Raw genomic sequence first — 18615 nt, forward strand, 5'->3', positions numbered from 1 at the left:
CGCGCCGCATACTTCCTCGCCTTCATCCACCTCGCCGCAGCCATGATCTGGATGCGTTGAATGTCGATTCGTCCTAGTTGACCGCATCCGCTCCCTGCTTACAACGATGTAAGCTCAGGAGAGGATCGCATGGCCGAAGCCTATATCGTCGAGGCGGTTCGCACCGCCGGAGGCCGCCGCAACGGCAAGCTGATGGGCTGGCACCCCAATGATCTGGGCGGGGCGGCGCTGTCGGCGATCGCGGCGCGCAGCGGGATCGATCCCAAGGCGATCGACGATGTGATCATGGGCTGTGTCGGCCAGGCGGGCGAGCAGGCGCTGCATATCGGGCGCAACTGCGTGCTGGCTTCGACGCTGCCGCAATCGGTGCCGGCGGTGAGCATCGACCGGCAATGCGGCAGCTCGCAGCAGGCGATCCAGTTCGCGGCGCAGGCGGTGATGAGCGGCACACAGGACGTGGTGATCGCCGCGGGGGTCGAACATATGAGCCGCGTGCCGATGGGGACCAGCGTCGCGGGCGGCAAGCCGTTCAGCGACGCGGTGTTGGCGCGATTCGGGGTACGCGGGTTCAGCCAGTTCACCGGCGCGGAGATGATCGCGAGGAAGTACGGCTATTCGCGCGAGCAGCTCGATGCCTATGCGCTGGAGAGCCACCGCCGCGCCGCTGCGGCGACCGAGCGGGGGGATTTCGATGGGGAGATCGTGCCGCTCGAGATCGAGGGCGGACATCATACGATCGACGAGGGCATCCGCTTCGACGCGACGCTCGACGGACTGGCCTCGCTCAAGACCCTGGTCGAGGGCGGCGCGATCACCGCGGGCAATGCCAGTCAGATCTGCGACGGATCCTCGGCGGTGCTGGTGGTGTCGGAACAGGCGCTCAAGGATCACGGGCTGACCCCGCTGGCGCGGATCGTCAACCTGACGGTGACCGCGGGCGATCCGGTGATCATGCTCGAAGAGCCGCTGTTCGCGACCGACAAGGCGCTCAAGCGCGCCGGGATGACGCTCGCCGATATCGACCTGTACGAGGTCAACGAGGCCTTCGCCCCGGTGCCGCTCGCGTGGCTGGAGCACACTGGCGGCGACCCCGCGAAGCTCAACGTCAATGGCGGCGCGATCGCGCTGGGGCATCCGCTGGGGGCCTCGGGCACCAAGCTGATGACGACGCTGATCCATGGCTTACGCAGGCGCGGGCTCAAATACGGGCTCCAGACGATGTGCGAGGGCGGCGGCATCGCCAATGTGACCATCGTCGAAGCGCTGTGAGGCTGGCCTTCTTCATTCCTCCCCGGAACGGGGAGGGGGACCGCCGCCGAAGGCGGTGGTGGAGGGGGCCCCGCTCTCCCCAAATTCCAGCGCTCGCGGATGGCGGGGCTCCTCCACCAGCCTGCGGCTGGTCCCCCTCCCCGTCCCGGGGAGGAATTTAGTGGGCGCCCTTACCGGCGTCCGCATCATCGAGTTCGCCGGGATCGGCCCCGCGCCGTTCGCGGGTATGATGCTGGCGGATCATGGCGCCGAGGTGATCCGGATCGAGCGGCCGGGCGAGGGCTTCATGCCGCACTCGCTGGCGCGCGGGCGGCGGTCGATTTCGCTCGATCTCAAGACTGCCGAGGGCGCGGCGCTGGCCCGCCAGCTCTGCGCGACGGCCGACGGGCTGATCGAGGGCAACCGGCCCGGCGTGATGGAACGGCTGGGGCTGGGGCCCGAGCTGCTGCTCGGCGACAATCCGAAGCTCGTCTATGGCCGCATGACCGGCTGGGGACAGAGCGGGCCGCTCGCCCAGGCGCCGGGGCACGACATCAATTACATCGCCGTGTCGGGCGTGCTCGAGGGGGTCGGCCATCCGGGCGGACGGCCGGTGGCGCCGGTCAATTATGTCGGCGATTTCGGCGGCGGGGGCATGCTGCTCGCCTTCGGGATGGTGAGCGCGCTGCTCGCGGTGAAGATGGGCGCGCCGGGGCAGGTCGTCGATGCGGCGATGACCGATGGCTCGGCTTTGCTCGCGACGATGAGCTGGGGGTTCAAGCGCGCCGGCCTATGGCCCGACGGTCCCGGCAACGCCATGCTGAGCGGCGCGGCGCCCTTCTACCGGACCTATGAATGCGCCGACGGCAAGTTTGTCGGGGTCGGCGCGATCGAGCCGCAATTCTGGGCGGCGCTGCTCGCCGGATTGAGCCTGAGCGACGATCCCGATTTCGCGCAGCAGCGCGATCCCGCGGCCTGGCCCGCGCAGACCGCCAAGCTCGAAGCCCTGTTCGCCGAACGCACCCGTGACGACTGGGCCGGGCATTTCGCGCCCGAGGCGTGCGTGTCGCCGGTCCTGACCTTCGACGAAGCCGCGGCGCATCCGCACAATCTCGCGCGCGGAACCTTCGCCTCGGGAGAGCCGGCCCCCGCCCCGCGCTTCTCGGCCACCCCCGCCGCCGCGCCTCGCCCGCCGGTGGTCGAAGCGGCGGACGCGGTGATCGCCGAACGCAAGGAACGCTGACATGCCCGTGCTCGACGTACCCCCTCCGGCTTGCATGCAGGACCCCGAGATCGTGCTGCTCGCCGACGCCGCCGCGCGCTTCTTCGAACGCGAGGCGACGCCCGAGCGCATCCAGGGCTGGCGTGACGCCGGACAGGTCGAGCGCGCCTTTTGGCGGCAGGCGGGCGAGGCGGGGCTGCTCGGCGCATCGATCCCGGCCGAATATGGCGGCGGCGGGGGCGATTTCCGGCATGAGGTCGCGCTTGTCGAGCAGGTCGCGAAGCATGGCGTCGAGGGCTTCGCGCTCTCGCTCCACAACGTCATCATCCTGCCCTATGTCCTCGCGCACGGGACCGACGAGCAGAAGCAGCGCTGGCTCCCGAAGCTCTGCTCGGGCGAGAGCGTCGCCGCGATCGCGATGAGCGAGCCGGGCGCGGGATCGGACCTGCAGGCGATCCGCACCACCGCGCTCAAGGACGGCAATGGCTACCGGATCAACGGCGCCAAGACCTTCATCTCGAACGGGCAGATTGCCGACTTCATCATCGTCGTCGCCAAGACCGATCCGGCGGCGGGCGGCAAGGGCGTGTCGCTGCTGATCGTCGATACCAACGATGCCGAGGGCTTCCGCCGGGGCAAGGCGCTCGACAAGATCGGGCAGGATGCGCAGGACACGTCCGAGCTGTTCTTCGACGATGTCTGGGTGCCCGCCGACAATCTGCTGGGGCACAGCGAGGGCCAGGGCTTTCGCCAGCTGATGGCCGAACTCCCCCGGGAAAGGCTGATCATCGCGGTCGGCAGCATCCAGACGATGGAACGCGCGCTTGCGTGCACGATCGACTATGTCAAGGAGCGCGAGGCGTTCGGCCAGCGCATCTTCGATTTCCAGAACACCCAGTTCAAGCTCGCCGAGTGCAAGGCCAAGGCGACGGTGGCCAAGGTGTATGTCAACGACTGCGTCCAGCGCTACATGGACGGGACGCTGGACCTGACCACCGCGGCGATCGCCAAATTGTTCGCCACCGAGGCGGAGTGGGAGGTGGTCGATGCCTGCCTCCAGCTGCATGGCGGCTATGGCTATATCAACGACTATCCGATCGCGCGGCTGTGGCGGAATGCGCGGGTCCAGCGCATCTATGGCGGATCGAGCGAGATCATGAAGCTGCTGATCGCGCGGTCCTTGTAGGCGGGCGGTGCCGCCCTATGTCGGGGAGGTGACCGAACCGCGCGCCTCTGACCCGAGCGACGTGCCGACGCCGCTGCGTTCGGCGGCCGGCGCGGTGTTCGGGATCGCGGCGGCGCTGCTGCTGTCGCTGCTCGGCGGGGGCGTCCATGCCACAAGGGCGCATTCGGCGGTCAGCGTCGCGGTGGCGGATCAGTGCCTGCCGAGCGCGGGCGACCGCGCCGGCGATGCGCGGCGGGCGGTCCATCCCAAGGGGGCGAACGCACGGCGCCCCGATTTCGACAGCGGGCTCGCGCTGGCCGCGTTCGGTTTCGCGCTTCCCTGCGCCGCTCCGCAAACGGCGCGGCACCGGGCGGTCGCCGGCGCGCAAGCCCGGACAAGCTGGCCCTCCACCACTCGGGCACGCGCGCCTCCGCGCGCCTGAGTCCTTCCCCCGTTGACGCAATCGCCCGCCCGGCCCCGCGCCGCGCGGGTTCCGACGACTGCGCGCGGCCGCCCCCAGGGAGCGGCTGCGCGAAAAGAGGCAATTCGCATGATCATCGAACATGAAGACAATCCGAGCTGGTCCGTCCCCGCCACGCGCAAGCCCGCGCCGGGCCCGGTCGACGAGGTCGAGACCCTGCTCAAACGCTATCCACTGCTGAGCACCGAGGAGACGCGGCGCTGCGTCGCCTTCCTCGCCGAGGCGCCGATCGCCGAGCGCGGCAGGCTCTCGGCGCGGCCCGGCATGGCGGCGAAGATGGACCAGCTCCGCCGCGACCATCCCAAGCCGTTCAAGCCCTCGATCGCCAGCTATCTTATGTTCGGCACGCTGATCGCCGCGATCCTGGTGTCGGGTTTCCTCGTAGCTGGATGATGCCCCAAGGTCCGCGCGCGACTTCCCGGTGCGCGCGGACCCCGGCGCGGCGTGGCGCCCCTCCCGTCTTTCCCCGGGGGGCGTCACGCCGTTGACCGGCGGCTAGAGATCGAACTCCACGCCCTGCGCGAGCGGCAGCGTCCGGCCGTAATTCACATTCTGGGTCTGGCGGCGCATATAGGCTTTCCACGAGTCCGAGCCCGACTCGCGCCCGCCGCCCGTCTCCTTCTCGCCGCCGAACGCGCCGCCGATCTCGGCGCCGCTGGTCCCCATATTGACGTTGGCGATGCCGCAATCGGAGCCGGTGGCCGACAGGAACGCCTCACCCTCGCGCAGATCGTTGGTGAGGATCGAGGAGGAAAGGCCCTGCGGCACGTCGCGCTGGATCGCGATGGCCTGGGCGAAGTCGGTGTAGCGCAGGACATAGAGGATGGGCGCGAAGGTTTCCTCGCGCGCCAGGTCGCTCTGCGCGGGAAGTTCGGCGAGCGCGGGGCGGACATAATTGCCGTCGAGCTGCTCGCCGCCGGTGACCTCGCCCTCGGCGCGGGCGCGGGTCAGCGCCGAAGCCATCGCGGCGACGGCCTGGCTGTCGATCATCGGGCCGATCAGCGTCTCGGGATCGCGCGGATCGCCGATACGGAGCGACGCGAACGCCTTTTTCAGCCGCGGGATCAGCGCGTCATAGACCGAGTCATGGACGATCAGCCGGCGCATCGTCGTGCAGCGCTGGCCGGTGGTGCCCGCCGCGCTGAAGGCGATCGCGCGCACGGCGAGATCGAGATCGGCCGAGGGGCAGACGATCGTCGCGGCATTGCCGCCGAGCTCGAGCAGCGAGCGGCCGAGCCGGGCGGCGACGGCCTGCGCGAGCGCGCGGCCCATCGGCACGCTGCCGGTGGCGGAGACGAGCGGGATGCGCGGGTCGGCGGCGAGCGCCGCGCCGGTCTCGCGGCCGCCGGTGACCAGCTGGGCGAGGCCTTCGGGAGCGCCGAAATCCTTGGCGACGCGGTCGAACAGCGCCTGGACGGCGTGGGCGGTGACGGGGGTCTTCTCGCTGGGCTTCCACAGGACCGAATCGCCGCAGACCAAAGCGATGCACGCGTTCCACGCCCAGACCGCGACGGGGAAGTTGAACGCGCTGATCACCGCGACCGGCCCCAGCGGATGCCACAGCTCGCGCATATGATGCTCGGGGCGCTCGCTGGCGATGGTGAGGCCGTAGAGCTGGCGCGAAAGCCCGACCGCGAAGTCGCAGATGTCGATCATCTCCTGCACTTCGCCCACGCCTTCGGAGAGGGGCTTGCCGGTTTCGATGGTGACGAGGCGGCCGAGCGCGTCGCGGTGGGTGCGCAGCGCCTCGCCGAACTGGCGGACGAGTAGGCCACGGACCGGAGCCGGCACGCTGCGCCAGGCCTCGAACGCGGTCACCGAGGCGGCGATGGCGGCGGCGGGATCGGCATGGTCGGGAACCTGCGGCATCGGCGTGCCGTCGATGGGGGAAGGCAGACCGGTTTGCGGGAGGGGACAGCCCAGGACCTCGAGGATGGCGGCGGCCTCGGCGCCGGCGGGGGGGAATGTGCTCATGATGGCTTCCCTACCCTCACCGTCATCCCGGCGAAAGCCGGGGCCCAGAACCACAGGCGACGCGGCAGCGTTACGCTGGGTCCCGGCTTTCGCCGGGATGACGATTTAGGGGCAGGGTTGAAGCCGGTTCGGCCGAGGCGTACCTCGCCTCCATGACCGACTCCACCGCCCCGCTCGCCTATATCGAGAGCCATCTCGACGACACGCTCGACCGCCTTTTCGCGCTGATGCGCGTCCAGTCGGTCTCGACCGACCCAGCCTATGCGCCCGAATGCCTAAAGGCGGCGCAATTGCTTGCCAACGAGCTGACCGGGCTCGGCTTCGATGCCCGCGTCGCGCCGACGCCGGGGCACCCCATGGTAGTCGCGCATCACGACGGCCCCGGCCCGCATATATTCTTCTACGGCCATTATGACGTCCAGCCCGTGGACCCGCTCAACCTGTGGCGGCGCGATCCGTTCGACCCCGCGATCGAAACCAAGGCCGATGGCGCCAGGATCATCGTCGGGCGCGGCGCCTCCGACGACAAGGGGCAGTTGCGGACCTTTGTCGAGGCGTGCCGGGCGTGGAAGGAGACGACGGGCGCCCTCCCCTGCAAGGTGACGATCCTGTTCGAGGGCGAGGAGGAATCGGGATCGGTCAGCCTCGATCCCTTCCTGCGCGCCAATGCCGAAGAACTGAAGGCCGATTTCGCGCTGATCTGCGACACGCTGATGTGGGACGCGGACACGCCCGGCCTGACCATTGGCCTGCGCGGCATGGCGGCGGGCGAGGTGACGATCCACGCGGCCAGGCGCGACCTCCACTCGGGCCTGTACGGCGGCGCCGCGCGCAATCCGATCCAGCTGCTCGCGACGATCCTGGGCGAGATGAAGGACGCCGACGGCCATGTCACGCTCGACGGCTTTTACGACGGCGTCGATCCGGTGAGCGCCGATGTCCGCAAGTCATGGGACGCGCTCGGCTTCGACGATGGCGAGTTTCTCGGCGATGTCGGCCTGCGCGTCCCGGCGGGCGAGAAGGGCACCGACGCGCTCGAACAGATCTGGGCGCGGCCGACCGCCGAAGTGAACGGCATCTGGGGCGGCTATACCGGCGAAGGGTTCAAGACGGTGATTCCCGCCGAGGCGCATGCGAAAGTCAGCTTCCGGCTGGTCGGGCGGCAGGACCCCGACAAGGTCTGGGCGGCCTTCGAAAAACATGTCCGCGATCGCCTCCCCGCCGATTGCAGCGCCGAGTTCGCCTCGCGCGGCCCCGGCAGCCCGGCGGTCAGCGTGCCGAGCGACAGCCCGCCGCTTGCCGCCACCCGGGCGGCGCTCGACGCCGAATGGGGCAAGGCGGCGCTGATCGGCTGCGGCGGGGGCATTCCCGTCGTCACCTCGATCCGCACCATCCTGGACATGGACACGGTGCTGGTCGGCTTCGCGCTGCCCGACGACAATATCCATTCGCCCAACGAGAAGTACGAGCTGAAGAGCTTCCACAAGGGAATGCGCAGCTGGGTGCGGATCCTGGGCGCGCTGGGCGAGATGAAGGCCGCGAAAACGGTACAGGCGGCTGCGGCGTGACATTGTCCTCACCCCGGCGAATCGGCTAGAATCGCCGCGTTCGGGGTTGGGGAGTTGCTCATGTCGCGTTTGCTTGCCCTATCTGTGTTGGCGTCCGCCGCGCTGTTGCTCGCCGGCTGCAACCCCGCTGCACCGCCGCCCGCCAACAATGATGCGGCCGCGCTGGTCAACGAGGCCGAGCCCGCCGCGCCGCCACACCTCGCCGACACCGCGCCGCTGCCCGCAGGGGGCTTGAGCGAATGGCTGGTCGGCACCTGGTCGTTCGAGAAGGAATGCGCGAGCGACTTCGTAGTCCACTACAACGCCGACGGCAGCGTCGATAATTCGGGCGATGTCGGCACCTGGAAGGTCGCCGACGGCAAGATCACCGAGACGATCACCGAGCGCGGCGATCTGGGCGGCGAGGCTGCGCAGAAGGTCAATCCGCCCGAGGTCCGCAGCTTCGCGGTCGAGCGGATCGACCAGAATCACGGCGTGGTGACCTCGCCCTTCAACGGCAAGAAGGTCCCGATCCTGCGCTGTTGAGCCCGCCGCTGGCGGGGTGTTGAGCCCGCCGCTGGCGGGGTGTTGAGCCCGCCGCTGGCGGGGTGTTGACGGCGTGGGGCGTCAGGGCGATAGCAGGGCATGGTTCCCCTTTCGTTCGCCGGCCACGATCTGATGGCGCTGCCCGAGGGCGCGCTCTACTGGCCGGCGCGGCGCGCGCTGCTGGTGGCGGACCTGCATTTCGAGAAGGCGAGCTGGTTCGCTGCGCGCGGGCAGATGCTGCCGCCCTATGATTCGATCGCGACGCTGAGCGCGCTGGGCGGCCTGGTCGCGCGGACCGGCGCGGCGGAGCTATGGTGCCTGGGCGACAGCTTCCACGATTCGGCCGGGTGCGAGCGGCTGCCGGCGGAGGCGCGGACGTTGCTCGAGGGGCTGACCGCGCGGCTCGACTGGCACTGGATCACCGGCAATCACGATCCCGTGGTCGATCCGTTCGGCGGGTCGATCGCCGAGGAGGCCGAGGTCGACGGGCTGCTGCTGCGCCACGAGGCCGACCCATGCGAGGTGCGGCCCGAACTGTCGGGGCATTTCCACCCCAAGCTGCGCGTCAGCGTGCGCGGGCGGCTGGTGTCGCGGCGCTGCTTCGTCGCGACCGGCACCAAGCTGATCCTGCCCGCGTTCGGTGCGCTCACCGGCGGGCTCGACGCGCATCACCCCGAGATCGTGCGCGCAGTGGGGCCCCGGGCGGAGGCTTTGGTCGCGGTCGAGGGGCGGCTGCTGCGGTTCCCGCTGGCGGCCTAGGGAGGCCGTGCTCCGGCGAAGGCCGGAGCGCTGTGTTCGAGGGACATCGGTTGCGGCCAAGGCTCCGGCCTTCGCCGGAGCACGGGATCGATTCAACGCGTCCGGATGATCTGGCCCGCGCATTCGACGGGCCCGGGGCCGCTGATCGTGCAGGTCGGAGTCCCCCCGATGGTCACCCGCCCCAGCCCGAGCGCGAAGACGCGGACCGTATAGCGAACGCCGAGCCCGATATCGCCCGAGCTTTCCGAGACGATCGTCGCGTCCCCCGCCTGCAGCTTCGCCGCATCGATCTGCCCTGCCCCGTTCAGCCGCAGCCGGGCGCGGCGCGCGTTTCCGGCGGCGGCGATCCGGCCGGTGCCGATCAGGGTGAGGTTGAGATCGTCGGTCTGGAGCGCGGCGATATCGATCGTCCCCGCGCCGCTCACCGCGACATCGATGCGGTCGCCGCGCATATCCTCGACCTTCACCTGCCCGCCGCCATTGACGAGCAGCCCGCGCAGCGCCGGGGTGGTGAGGATGATCCGGGGCGACCCCGCCGCCTCGCCGCGGGCGAGGTTCCAGCCCTGCGCGCCTGCGCCGACGACGAGGGTAGTTCCATCGACATGCAGGTCGAGCCGGTCGAGCAGCTTCGAATCGCCCTCGGCGCTGGCGTGCGTCGGCCCGCGCACGATCTCGACCGTGAACGGCCCGTCGACGCGGACGCGGTCGAAGCCCGAGACGATGAAGGTCTTTTCCTGCGGCGATGCCGAGGCGGTCAGCAGGAACAGAGCGACGAGGGCGAGCCAGCGCATGACGCTGACTCGCACTCCGTTACGTCACGCGCAAGGCGCCGGCCGCCCAAATTATCCGCAATGCGCCTCGCCCGATCCGATCGTGCTGACCTTGCACTTGGCCGCGCCGCCCAGATCGACATCGCCCGAGCCCGTGATGCTGATATCGGCGTCGCCCTTGACGGTGCCGGTCACGTTGCCCGATCCAATCACCGAGACGCGCGCGCTGGTCGCGGTCATGCCCTTGGCGTCGATATCGCCCGAACCCGCAACCGCCGCCGAAAGCTGGCTCGCAGTGCCCGAGACCTTGAGGTCGCCCGATCCGCCGATCGCGAGATCGACATTGCCGCCGGCCACCGCCGCGACGGTCAGATTGCCCGATCCGGCCACGGCGCCCTTGAAGTCGCCCGAGACCTTGTCGACGTCGAGATCGCCCGAGCCCGAGACGGTCGCCCCGCTGAGCGCCGGCATGGTGACATGGATGCGAATGCCATCGTGATCGCCCCAGTTCCAATGGCTGTTGCCCTTGCGGCTGATGCGGAGCGTGCCGTTGGTGACCGTGATCTCGAGCTCTTCGAGCAGCTTGGAATCGCCCTCGGCCTTGACCGAGAAGGCGCCGCCGACCTTGACATCGACATCGTCCGATCCGCGCAGATCGATCGCGGTGAAGCCGGTCGCATCATAGCTGCGGCTGGCTGCGACACCGCTCAGCTTTCCGTCGTGGCGGCTGGCGCCGTCATGGTCCCAGCTCGCATGGCAGGCGCCCAACAGCGGCAGGCAGGCGGCGATCAACAGGATGCGCATGGCTTTCCCTCTCTGATATCTCGTGTGTTGGTGATGCAATACACTAGTTCGCGGGCGATGGGAAGACCCTTCCCCTTCCGTCATCCCCGCGAAAGCCGGGACCCAGCTTCTTCTCCGCGCGTCAGCACAATTCAAAAAGAGGAAGGAAGAGGCTCACGCAAAGACGCGAAGGCGCAAAGAGCGTGATCCTTGCTGAAACCTCTTCGCGTCTTCGCGTCTTTGTGGGAAATCTGGAATCAGCTGGGTCCCGGCTTTCGCCGGGATGACGGTTGGTTAGGCTACTGTCCGGACAAAACAAAAGGGGCGGCCACAAAGGGCCGCCCCTGTTGCTTGCCGGAAAGGTCCGCGGCTTATGCCGGCACCTTGTCCTTGTTCCAGATCGCCGCAGACTTGCGCAGGATATCGAGGATCTTCTCGAGCGCGGCCGGCTCGAGCACTTCCTCCATCGCGGCCAGCTCGCGGGCGAGGCGCGAGGCCGCCGCTTCGAAGATCTGGCGTTCGGAATAGCTCTGCTCGGGCTGGTCGTCGGCGCGGAACAGGTCGCGGACCACTTCGGCGATCGACACCAGGTCGCCCGAATTGATCTTCGATTCATATTCCTGGGCGCGGCGCGACCACATGGTGCGCTTGACGCGCGGCTTGCCCTTGAGCGTCTCGAGCGCTTCCTTGAGCGTCTTGTCGCTCGACAGCTTGCGCATCCCGACGCTCTCGGCCTTGTTGGTCGGAACGCGGAGCGTCATCCGCTCCTTTTCGAAGCGGAGCACATACAGCTCAAGCTGCATGCCCGCGATTTCCTGTTTCTGAAGCTCGATCACACGGCCAACGCCGTGCTTGGGGTAAACGACATAATCGCCGACATCGAAGGACAGCGCCTTGGCAGCCATTTGCACTTAGCCTTTCCGTGAATACCGGCCCCGACGGGTTAGTGGCGTCGCTCGCTGGCGCGAAGCGGCGCTGCGGGCGGCGAATCGGGGCAATTTTCCTTGCGTTCTCCGGACGAAGGGCAATTTTTCCTCCGTCTCCGCCCATTTAACACGTTTGCAACAAAATTACCAGTGTTGCATCGCACACACGCGCAAGAAAGTTGCGCGATGCTGAAGGTTCCTGTGGACGGAGCGCAGGGCGCCTTGTGGATAACCGCCAAAACGGCGGGGAATTACGATCCCGAGCCCGGATTCGACGAGAAATATTTGTCGAACTTGCCGTCTTCGCCCTTGTGCGCATCGGCATCGGCGGGAACGTCGCCCTTCTGGGTGACGTTGGGCCATTCCTCCGAATAGGTCTTGTTGAGCTCGAGCCACTGCTCCAGCCCGTTCTCGGTATCGGGCAGGATCGCCTCGGCCGGGCATTCGGGCTCGCACACGCCGCAATCGATGCACTCGCTCGGATTGATGACGAGCATGTTCTCGCCCTCGTAGAAACAGTCGACCGGGCAGACCTCGACGCAGTCCATATACTTGCACTTGATGCAGGCGTCGGTGACGACATAGGTCATGGCGATGCGGCTCCGTACGGTGTTGCGCTCCTGCTATGCCCGTGATTCGCGCCCGTCAATCAATCGGGGCTTTCTGCGAGACGTTCTTATCTTTTTGCGCTGCGCTGGGCCGCGGCACCGGCCCGCTCGTCGAGCGTCAGCTCGACATAACAAGCCCGCGCCTCGGCCGGGGGGCCGCGGCGCGTGGGGAGCGCTTCTATCCGGACGACGCGGATCTTGTGGTCATGGGTCAGGAAGGCAAGGACGTTGCCGGGGCGTACGGCCGCCGCGGCCTTCTCGATCCTGCGGCCGTCGATGCGGAGATGGCCGCCATGCGCCAGATCCTGCGCCCAGCCGCGCGTCTTGGTGAGCCGCGCGAACCAGAGGAAGCGATCGAGGCGCATGCTGTCAGCCATCGCGCAACCCTGCGAGCGCGGCGAAGGCGTTGCCCTCGGGCGCGGCCTTGGGCTTGGCCGCGGGGGTGAGGCCCTGCCAGATCCACGCGCCCTCCCTGCCCCGCGCGGTGCGGAAGCCGAGCTGCGCCATCAGCCGCGCGAGCGTCTCGGGCTGGAGCCCCATCGAGGTGGCGAGCGCGGGATCGGGGATGAAGGGCTTCCTCCCTTTGCGCGACTCATGCGCGGCGCAGGCGATGCGCTCGACCAGATCGACGCGGACGGCCTGGCTCCCAAGCGGGCGGAAGCCGTGCGCGAGATCGGCGCCGGGGGCGCCCCGCGGGAGGACGGTGGCGCCATCGGGCGGGCCGGTGTCGAGCCCCACCAGCATCCGCCGCCAGCGCGCGGCCCCTGGCTTGAGCAAGCCCGGGGCGAACAGATCGAGCGTGCCGATGGTCACCCCGATCCGGCGCAGCGCCTGCCGCGCCTGGGTGTCGAGCGCCTCGACCATCGGCCCCGCGGCCCGGCGCGGAAGCAACCCGCCCGCTTCGATCAGCGCGCCGGCGATGGCGCGCAGGCGCGGGCCGGCCTGCGGATCGCGGGTGGCGGCGTCGAGCTTGGCGAGGACGGGGAGATGGCGCGCGAGCTGGGCGGCGAACCACGCCTCGAGGCGCGCCTGGATCGCGCCGCGGGCCTGTGCATCGAGGACATCGAGCGCGCGGTCGAGGATGATGCGCGGCCGGGCGAGGTTGGCGCCGGGGTGAAGTTTGGCCACCACGCTACCCTCCCAAACCACCGTTCGCCCTGAGCTTGTCGAAGGGCTGTTCTTCTTCTCGGCGGAAGGGAAGGACTGTGCTTCGACAAGCCCAGCACGAACGGATTGAAGGGTCAGTTCGTGATCCTCAGCTCCCGCCAGCGCCTCCCCCCGCTTCCTCAACTCCGCCCCCAGCCGTTTCTCCGCCGCCGCGAGCAGCATCCGCTTGTCCGCCGCACGCGCATCGGGATCGACGATGAAACGGAACCCCTCGAGCCGCCCCAGCGCATGTTCCTCGACGCTCACCTCGCCATCGTCGCCGATCGTCACCGGCAGGCTGCTCGCCCCCGCCCCGATCTGGCGCAGCAGCACCGTGGTGCGCTTGTCGACGAAACGCTGGGTGAGGCTGGCGTGGAGCGCGTCCGAGAGCCGCTCCTCGATCGCCCGCGTTCGCTCGGCCCAATGCTCGGGGCTCTCCAGCCAGTCGGACCGGTGCGCGATATAGGCCCAGCTGCGCGCCGCGGCGATGCGGCCGGCGATCGTCTCGACATCGCCGCCCATCTGATCGAGCCGGGCGATCTCGTCGGCGAACCATTGATGGGGGACGTGGCCCTGCCCCTCGCTCAGATGCCCGAACAGCCGCCCAACGAAACGCGCATGCGGATCGGCGCCGAGCTTGCGGAAATCGGGCAGCCCGCACGCCGCCCAGAGCCGCCGCACCATGACCCGAGAACCTACTCTGTCGCGCACCCAGGGCTCGTCGGCGAGGCGCTTGAGCACCGCGAGATCGACCGCCTCGGGGGCAGCGCGGAGCACCGGTTCGAACGGCTTGCGCTCGAGGCTGGCGATGAGGTCGTCGATGCTCGAAAGGTCGGGCTCGCCCTCGCGCCAATAGAGATGTTCGAGCCGGGGCACGCGGTGCGCCTCGATCGCGAGCACCTCTTCCGGGGTGAAGGCCTCGGGCCCTTGCTCGTGAAGCGCGCCGAACGTCCCGTCCTTCTGGTGCCGCCCCGCGCGCCCGGCGATCTGCGCCATTTCGGCCAGCGTCAGGCGGCGCTGGCGGCGCCCGTCGAACTTGTGGAGCGAGGCGAAGGCGACATGCGCCACGTCCATGTTGAGCCCCATCCCGATCGCGTCGGTCGCAACGAGATAATCGACCTCGCCCGCCTGGAACATCGCGACCTGGGCGTTGCGGGTGCGGGGGGAGAGCGCGCCCATCACCACCGCCGCGCCGCCGCGCAGGCGCCGCAGCGCCTCGGCCACGGCATAGACTTCCTCCGCCGAGAAGGCGACGATCGCCGAGCGGCGCGGCAGCCGCGACAGTTTCTTCGCCCCGGCATAGCCGAGCGTCGAGAAGCGCGGGCGGCCGACGATCTCGGCCTCGGGGACCAGCGCCTTGAGCATCGGCTTCAGCGAATCGGAGCCGAGGATCATCGTCTCCTCGCGGCCCCGCGCGCGGAGCAACCGGTCGGTGAAGACGTGGCCGCGCTCCGGGTCCGCGCCCAGCTGCGCCTCGTCGAGCGCGACGAACGCCAGCTCGCGGTCCAGCGGCATCGATTCGGCGGTGCACAGGAACCAGCGGGCATTGGCGGGCAGGATCTTCTCCTCGCCCGTGAGCAGCGCGACTTCGCCCGGCCCCTTCATCCGGACGACGCGCTCATACACTTCCCGCGCGAGCAGCCGCAGCGGGAAGCCGATCATGCCCGAGGCATGACCGCATAGCCGCTCGACCGCCAAATGGGTCTTGCCCGTGTTGGTCGGTCCGAGAACGGCAGTGATGGAGGAACGCGCGAACCGACTCATTATGCTCTTTTGCTTGATCGCCTCTCGGCGATGAGCGGTGCCGGCCCGCTCCCCCACCCGGCCTCCCATAGGCTACTAGAGTAAGGGAGGCCGGGTGGGGGAGCGGGCCGCACCGCGACTCAAAGACAGTATAATCTCGTACCGAGTCGCGCCTTAAGCAACACTCCCGGATAGCCATTTGTCGTTAACCATGTTGGTTTAGTTAGCGAATATCGTGAAAGCTTCCCTTCATCTTGGGTGTGGCACAGGTCACCGCAGGGTGAGCTGCCGTAAGGGCCGGTTAGTTTGACTTTAAGCACCTCCTTCCACAGTGATCATGGCCATGCCGGGGGTTACGGCACGACCATCGACAACGATCCTTTGTGGGGGCAGCGCGCCTTGTTCACGCGCAATGACTATGGACTGGAAGGTGGCGGCGGGAGCGCGAAGGCGCGGCCCGGACTGATCCAGCGCCATTTCCCCGATCTCGATCTCACCCCCGATCTCGGCTCGCGGATCGGCACGCTCACTTGGTATCGCGGCGCCGCGACCTGCATCGGGCTTTGCGCGCTCACCTTCCTGATGTCGCCGGGCTTCGAAAATCCGATCTACGGCTTCGCCCCCGCCGCGCTCAAGGGCAAGGACTATGAGGCGACCAGGGCGCAGTCGATCGCGCCGCTCGCGAAGGGCGCCACCACCGGCTATCACATGGCGGCGACCAAGTTGGTCGCGCCGCTCGCCGACACCCCCGAACGCCCGCAGATCGAGATCAACGCCAAGCTCGCCCAGGGCGGCTCGCTGATGAGCGTGCTCAAGCGCTCGGGCGTGGGCGGCGGCGATGCCGATGCGACGGTCGCGCTGATCGGCAAGGCGCTGGCGCTCGGCGATATCGAGGGCGGCGTGCCCGTCGACATCACGCTCGGCCGCCGTTCGGACAAGACCCAGCCGCGGCCCCTCCAGGCGCTGGCCTTCCGCGCGCGCTTCGATCTCAATCTCCAGATCACCCGCGGCGCCAATGGCGAGCTGTCGCTCAAGGAAATGCCGATCCGGATCGATAACACGCCGCTGCGCGTCCAGGGCGAGTTCGGGCAGAGCCTCTATCGCGCCGCGCGCGCGGCGGGCGCGCCGGCCAAGGCGGTCGAATCCTTCATCCGATCGGTCGGCACGCGGATGCCGATCAGCCGCATGGGCGCGGGTTGCCGCTTCGACATCATCGTCGAGCAGGCGCGCGCCGAGACCGGCGAGGTCCGGATGGGCGAGCTGATGTATGCCGGGATCACCGGCTGTTCGAACAAGATGCAGCTCGTCCGCATGACGATCGACGGGCGCGACGAATGGGTCGACAGCTCGGGCCGCGGCGAGCGCCGGGGCAGCATGGCGATGCCGACCCCCGGCCGCATCTCCTCGGGCTTCGGGATGCGCCGCCATCCGATCCTCGGCTATGTCCGCATGCACAAGGGGATGGACATCGCCGCGCCCTGGGGCACCCCCGTCTATGCCGCGAGCGACGGCGTGGTCCAGTTCGCGGGCCGCGCGAGCGGCTATGGCAACCTCATCCGCATCGCGCATGCCGGACCCTATGGCACCGGCTACGGCCATCTCAGCCGCATCACCGTCCGTCCGGGCCAGCGCGTCCGGCGCGGCCAACTGATCGGCGCGGTGGGCAATGTCGGCCTCTCGACGGGGCCGCACCTCCATTACGAACTTTACCGCAACGGCATTCCGATCAATCCGCGCTCGGTCGCCTTCTCGGTCGAACGCCAGCTCGACGGCGGTGCGATGGCCGCGCTACGCTCGCGGCTCGGACGGCTGATGGCGGTGCCCGTCGGCGCCGGCGCACGCCCGCACGAGGACGACGAGGACTGAGTCACCTCCCGCGAAGCGGGAAATCAGCTGAACCTTCTTCTCTTCGTGTCTTTGCGTCTTTGCGGAAATCTATTTTTCTAGAATTTCCGCAAAGACGCGAAGACGCAAAGAAGAAGCCGGATCCCGCTTTCGCGGGGATGGCGTTTTGGGGTGGGAACTTATTTCCCCTGCGAGCGCCAGCGCTTGATCGTGCGTTCGAGGATGCCGTCCTCGCCGCCTGTCTCGCGCCACAGTTCGGAGAAGAGCGGATCCTCGGAGGCCGGGCGCTTGCTCTCTTCGAGACTGTCGAACAGCAGGCGGACCGGGGTCGAGACGCCCTCGCCCACCGCGATGCATTCGCGGTTCCGAAGCGCGGGAATCGAATCGAGGAAGCCGCGCGCGCCCTCGGGCATCGCCGCGCGGACGAACGCCTGGTCGCGCTCGTTGTTGAGGCGCATCGACAGGATCGTGCCGCACTGCGAGAGCACGCCCTCGGCCAGGTCCGAGGGCCGCTGCGTGATCAGCCCCAGCGACACGCCATATTTGCGGCCTTCCTTGGCGATCCGGCTGAGGATGCGCCCCACCGACGAGCCATCGGCGTTGCGCTCGTTGGGAACGTAGCGGTGCGCCTCCTCGCAGACGAGCAGGATCGGGCGCTTGGCTTCGTTGCGCGACCAGATCGCGAAGTCGAATACCATGCGGCTGAGCACCGCGACCACCACCGACGTGATTTCGGAAGGGACGCCCGACACGTCGATGATCGAGATCGGCTTGCCGTCTCCGGGAAGCCGGAAGATGCGTGCCAGAAAGGCCTGCATCGTATCCGCGACGAGCATGCCCGAGAACATGAAGGCATAACGCGGATCGGCCTTGATCTCGTCGATCTTGGAGCGGAGGCGCAGATAGGGCGCCGTATCGGTCGCCTTGTCCATCTTGCCCATTTCGAGCTGGATGATCTGGGTCAGGTCGCTCAGCAGATAGGGGATCGGCGCATCGACGGTGAGCTTGCCGATCTCCTGCGACAGGCGGTTCTTGCCCTTGGCGAGCAGGATGCACTTGGCGAGGATATCGGCATCGACCTGACGGTCCGATCCGTCGGTGGTCACGAAGACCTCGCAATGCTCCTCGAAATTCATCAACCAGTACGGCATCTGCAGGTTCGAGACGTCGTAGAGCGCGCCGATATTCTTGAACGCCGACGAATATTCGCCGTGCGGGTCGATCATCACGATATGACCCTGGGGCGCGGCTTCGCAGATGCGGTGGAGGATCAGCGCGGCGCTGGTCGATTTTCCGGTACCGGTCGAGCCCAGCAGCGCGAAATGCTTGCCGAGCATCGCATCGATATAGAGCGCGGCGCGGATGTCCTTGGTCGGATAGACGTTGCCGATCTCGATATGCGCGCGGTCCTCGGCGGCATAGACCTGCTTCAAGTCGGCGGTCGAGACGGGGAAAACCTGGGTGCCGGGCACGGGGTAGCGAGTGACGCCGCGGCGGAAGCGGTAGAGCTTGCCGGTCAGTTTCTCCTCATCGCCTTCGCCCAGGAAGTCGATCTGCGCGGCGATCCCGCCATCGGCGAGCTTGAGCGAACGAACGTTCGCGATGAGCCAGGTGCCGCCGACGCGGACCTTGACCTGGCTGCCAACCGTACCGGCATTGGCGATCGCGATATCGGTGCTGGCGTTGCAGGCCTCGAGCGCGGCCGAATCGAACATCACGACGCTCGACGAACCGGCGATCTCGATCACCGCGCCGATCGCGCGCAAGGGCGTCTGGGAAGGCAGGGCCTCCGCTGAAACTGGCGCTGCACCTTCAAACGCGCGCGCGCCAAACTGGCCTTCCATCGGCTGCT

The 18615-nt window shown here is 68.2% G+C and carries 17 protein-coding genes; 9 read left to right on the top strand and 8 right to left on the bottom strand.

All coding sequences use genetic code 11. The annotated features are described in order from the left end of the window. The first annotated feature begins 129 nt into the window (after nt 1-129). The 5 genes from OF829_RS04635 to OF829_RS04655 all read left to right on the top strand — a co-directional run bounded on the left by OF829_RS04635 (nt 130) and on the right by OF829_RS04655 (nt 4509). The gene (locus OF829_RS04635) at nt 130-1269 is read left to right on the top strand and encodes an acetyl-CoA C-acetyltransferase (RefSeq protein WP_264938808.1); all 1140 of its coding nucleotides are present in this window, start codon (nt 130-132) and stop codon (nt 1267-1269) included. A gap of 160 nt (nt 1270-1429) precedes the next feature. After that, complete coding sequence (locus OF829_RS04640; protein WP_264938809.1) at nt 1430-2491, top strand: CaiB/BaiF CoA transferase family protein; 1062 nt, start codon at nt 1430-1432, stop codon at nt 2489-2491. Nucleotide 2492: 1 nt separating this feature from the next. Next, nucleotides 2493-3656: an acyl-CoA dehydrogenase family protein gene (locus tag OF829_RS04645; protein WP_264938810.1), complete on the top strand. Its 1164-nt coding sequence runs from the start codon at nt 2493-2495 to the stop codon at nt 3654-3656. A 28-nt stretch (nt 3657-3684) separates the two neighbouring features. After that, a complete protein-coding gene (locus OF829_RS04650) occupies nt 3685-4077 on the top strand; it encodes a hypothetical protein (protein ID WP_264938811.1) in 393 nt (130 codons plus the stop codon). A 108-nt stretch (nt 4078-4185) separates the two neighbouring features. Further along, nucleotides 4186-4509: a hypothetical protein gene (locus OF829_RS04655; protein ID WP_264938812.1), complete on the top strand. Its 324-nt coding sequence runs from the start codon at nt 4186-4188 to the stop codon at nt 4507-4509. A 102-nt stretch (nt 4510-4611) separates the two neighbouring features. Here OF829_RS04655 and amaB read toward each other — a convergent pair whose 3' ends face one another. Next, the gene (gene amaB, locus OF829_RS04660) at nt 4612-6090 is read right to left on the bottom strand and encodes an L-piperidine-6-carboxylate dehydrogenase (RefSeq protein ID WP_264938813.1); all 1479 of its coding nucleotides are present in this window, start codon (nt 6088-6090) and stop codon (nt 4612-4614) included. A 152-nt stretch (nt 6091-6242) separates the two neighbouring features. Between amaB and OF829_RS04665 the strand changes: the two genes are divergently transcribed. From OF829_RS04665 to pdeM, 3 genes are all read left to right on the top strand, one after another. Then, the gene (locus OF829_RS04665; RefSeq protein WP_264938814.1) at nt 6243-7658 is read left to right on the top strand and encodes a M20/M25/M40 family metallo-hydrolase; all 1416 of its coding nucleotides are present in this window, start codon (nt 6243-6245) and stop codon (nt 7656-7658) included. Nucleotides 7659-7718: 60 nt separating this feature from the next. Next, nucleotides 7719-8183, top strand: a complete 465-nt coding sequence (locus OF829_RS04670) for a hypothetical protein (RefSeq protein WP_264938815.1) — start codon at nt 7719-7721, stop codon at nt 8181-8183. Nucleotides 8184-8282: 99 nt separating this feature from the next. Beyond that, nucleotides 8283-8942, top strand: a complete 660-nt coding sequence (gene pdeM, locus OF829_RS04675) for a ligase-associated DNA damage response endonuclease PdeM (protein ID WP_264938816.1) — start codon at nt 8283-8285, stop codon at nt 8940-8942. Nucleotides 8943-9034: 92 nt separating this feature from the next. On the opposite strand, the gene OF829_RS04680 is transcribed toward pdeM, so the two are convergent. The 6 genes from OF829_RS04680 to OF829_RS04705 form a co-directional block, all read right to left on the bottom strand. Continuing rightward, complete coding sequence (locus OF829_RS04680; protein WP_264938817.1) at nt 9035-9733, bottom strand: DUF2807 domain-containing protein; 699 nt, start codon at nt 9731-9733, stop codon at nt 9035-9037. A 51-nt stretch (nt 9734-9784) separates the two neighbouring features. Continuing rightward, complete coding sequence (locus OF829_RS04685) at nt 9785-10516, bottom strand: head GIN domain-containing protein (protein WP_264938818.1); 732 nt, start codon at nt 10514-10516, stop codon at nt 9785-9787. Nucleotides 10517-10866: 350 nt separating this feature from the next. Further along, nucleotides 10867-11400, bottom strand: a complete 534-nt coding sequence (locus tag OF829_RS04690; RefSeq protein WP_264938819.1) for a CarD family transcriptional regulator — start codon at nt 11398-11400, stop codon at nt 10867-10869. Between the two features lie 272 nt (nt 11401-11672). Then, nucleotides 11673-12011: a ferredoxin FdxA gene (gene fdxA, locus OF829_RS04695; protein WP_264938820.1), complete on the bottom strand. Its 339-nt coding sequence runs from the start codon at nt 12009-12011 to the stop codon at nt 11673-11675. 86 nt (nt 12012-12097) lie between these two features. Next, entirely contained in the window at nt 12098-12406 is a 309-nt protein-coding gene (locus OF829_RS04700; protein ID WP_264938821.1) for an RNA-binding S4 domain-containing protein, read from the bottom strand. After that, nucleotides 12399-14939: a helicase-related protein gene (locus OF829_RS04705; protein WP_264938822.1), complete on the bottom strand. Its 2541-nt coding sequence runs from the start codon at nt 14937-14939 to the stop codon at nt 12399-12401. Before OF829_RS04705 ends, OF829_RS04700 begins: the two co-directional genes overlap by 8 nt. Nucleotides 14940-15224: 285 nt before the next feature. Here OF829_RS04705 and OF829_RS04710 point away from each other — a divergent pair, with 285 nt between their 5' ends. Beyond that, a complete protein-coding gene (locus OF829_RS04710; protein WP_264938823.1) occupies nt 15225-16784 on the top strand; it encodes a M23 family metallopeptidase in 1560 nt (519 codons plus the stop codon). A 158-nt stretch (nt 16785-16942) separates the two neighbouring features. Here OF829_RS04710 and OF829_RS04715 read toward each other — a convergent pair whose 3' ends face one another. Further along, nucleotides 16943-18607 carry an ATP-binding protein gene (locus OF829_RS04715; protein ID WP_264938824.1) on the bottom strand — a complete coding sequence of 555 codons (1665 nt, stop codon included), beginning with the start codon at nt 18605-18607 and terminating at the stop codon, nt 16943-16945. Nucleotides 18608-18615 lie beyond the last annotated feature (8 nt).

The sequence above is a fragment of the Sphingomonas caeni genome, assembly GCF_026013415.1.
Classification (GTDB): Bacteria; Pseudomonadota; Alphaproteobacteria; order Sphingomonadales; family Sphingomonadaceae; genus Sphingomonas; species Sphingomonas caeni.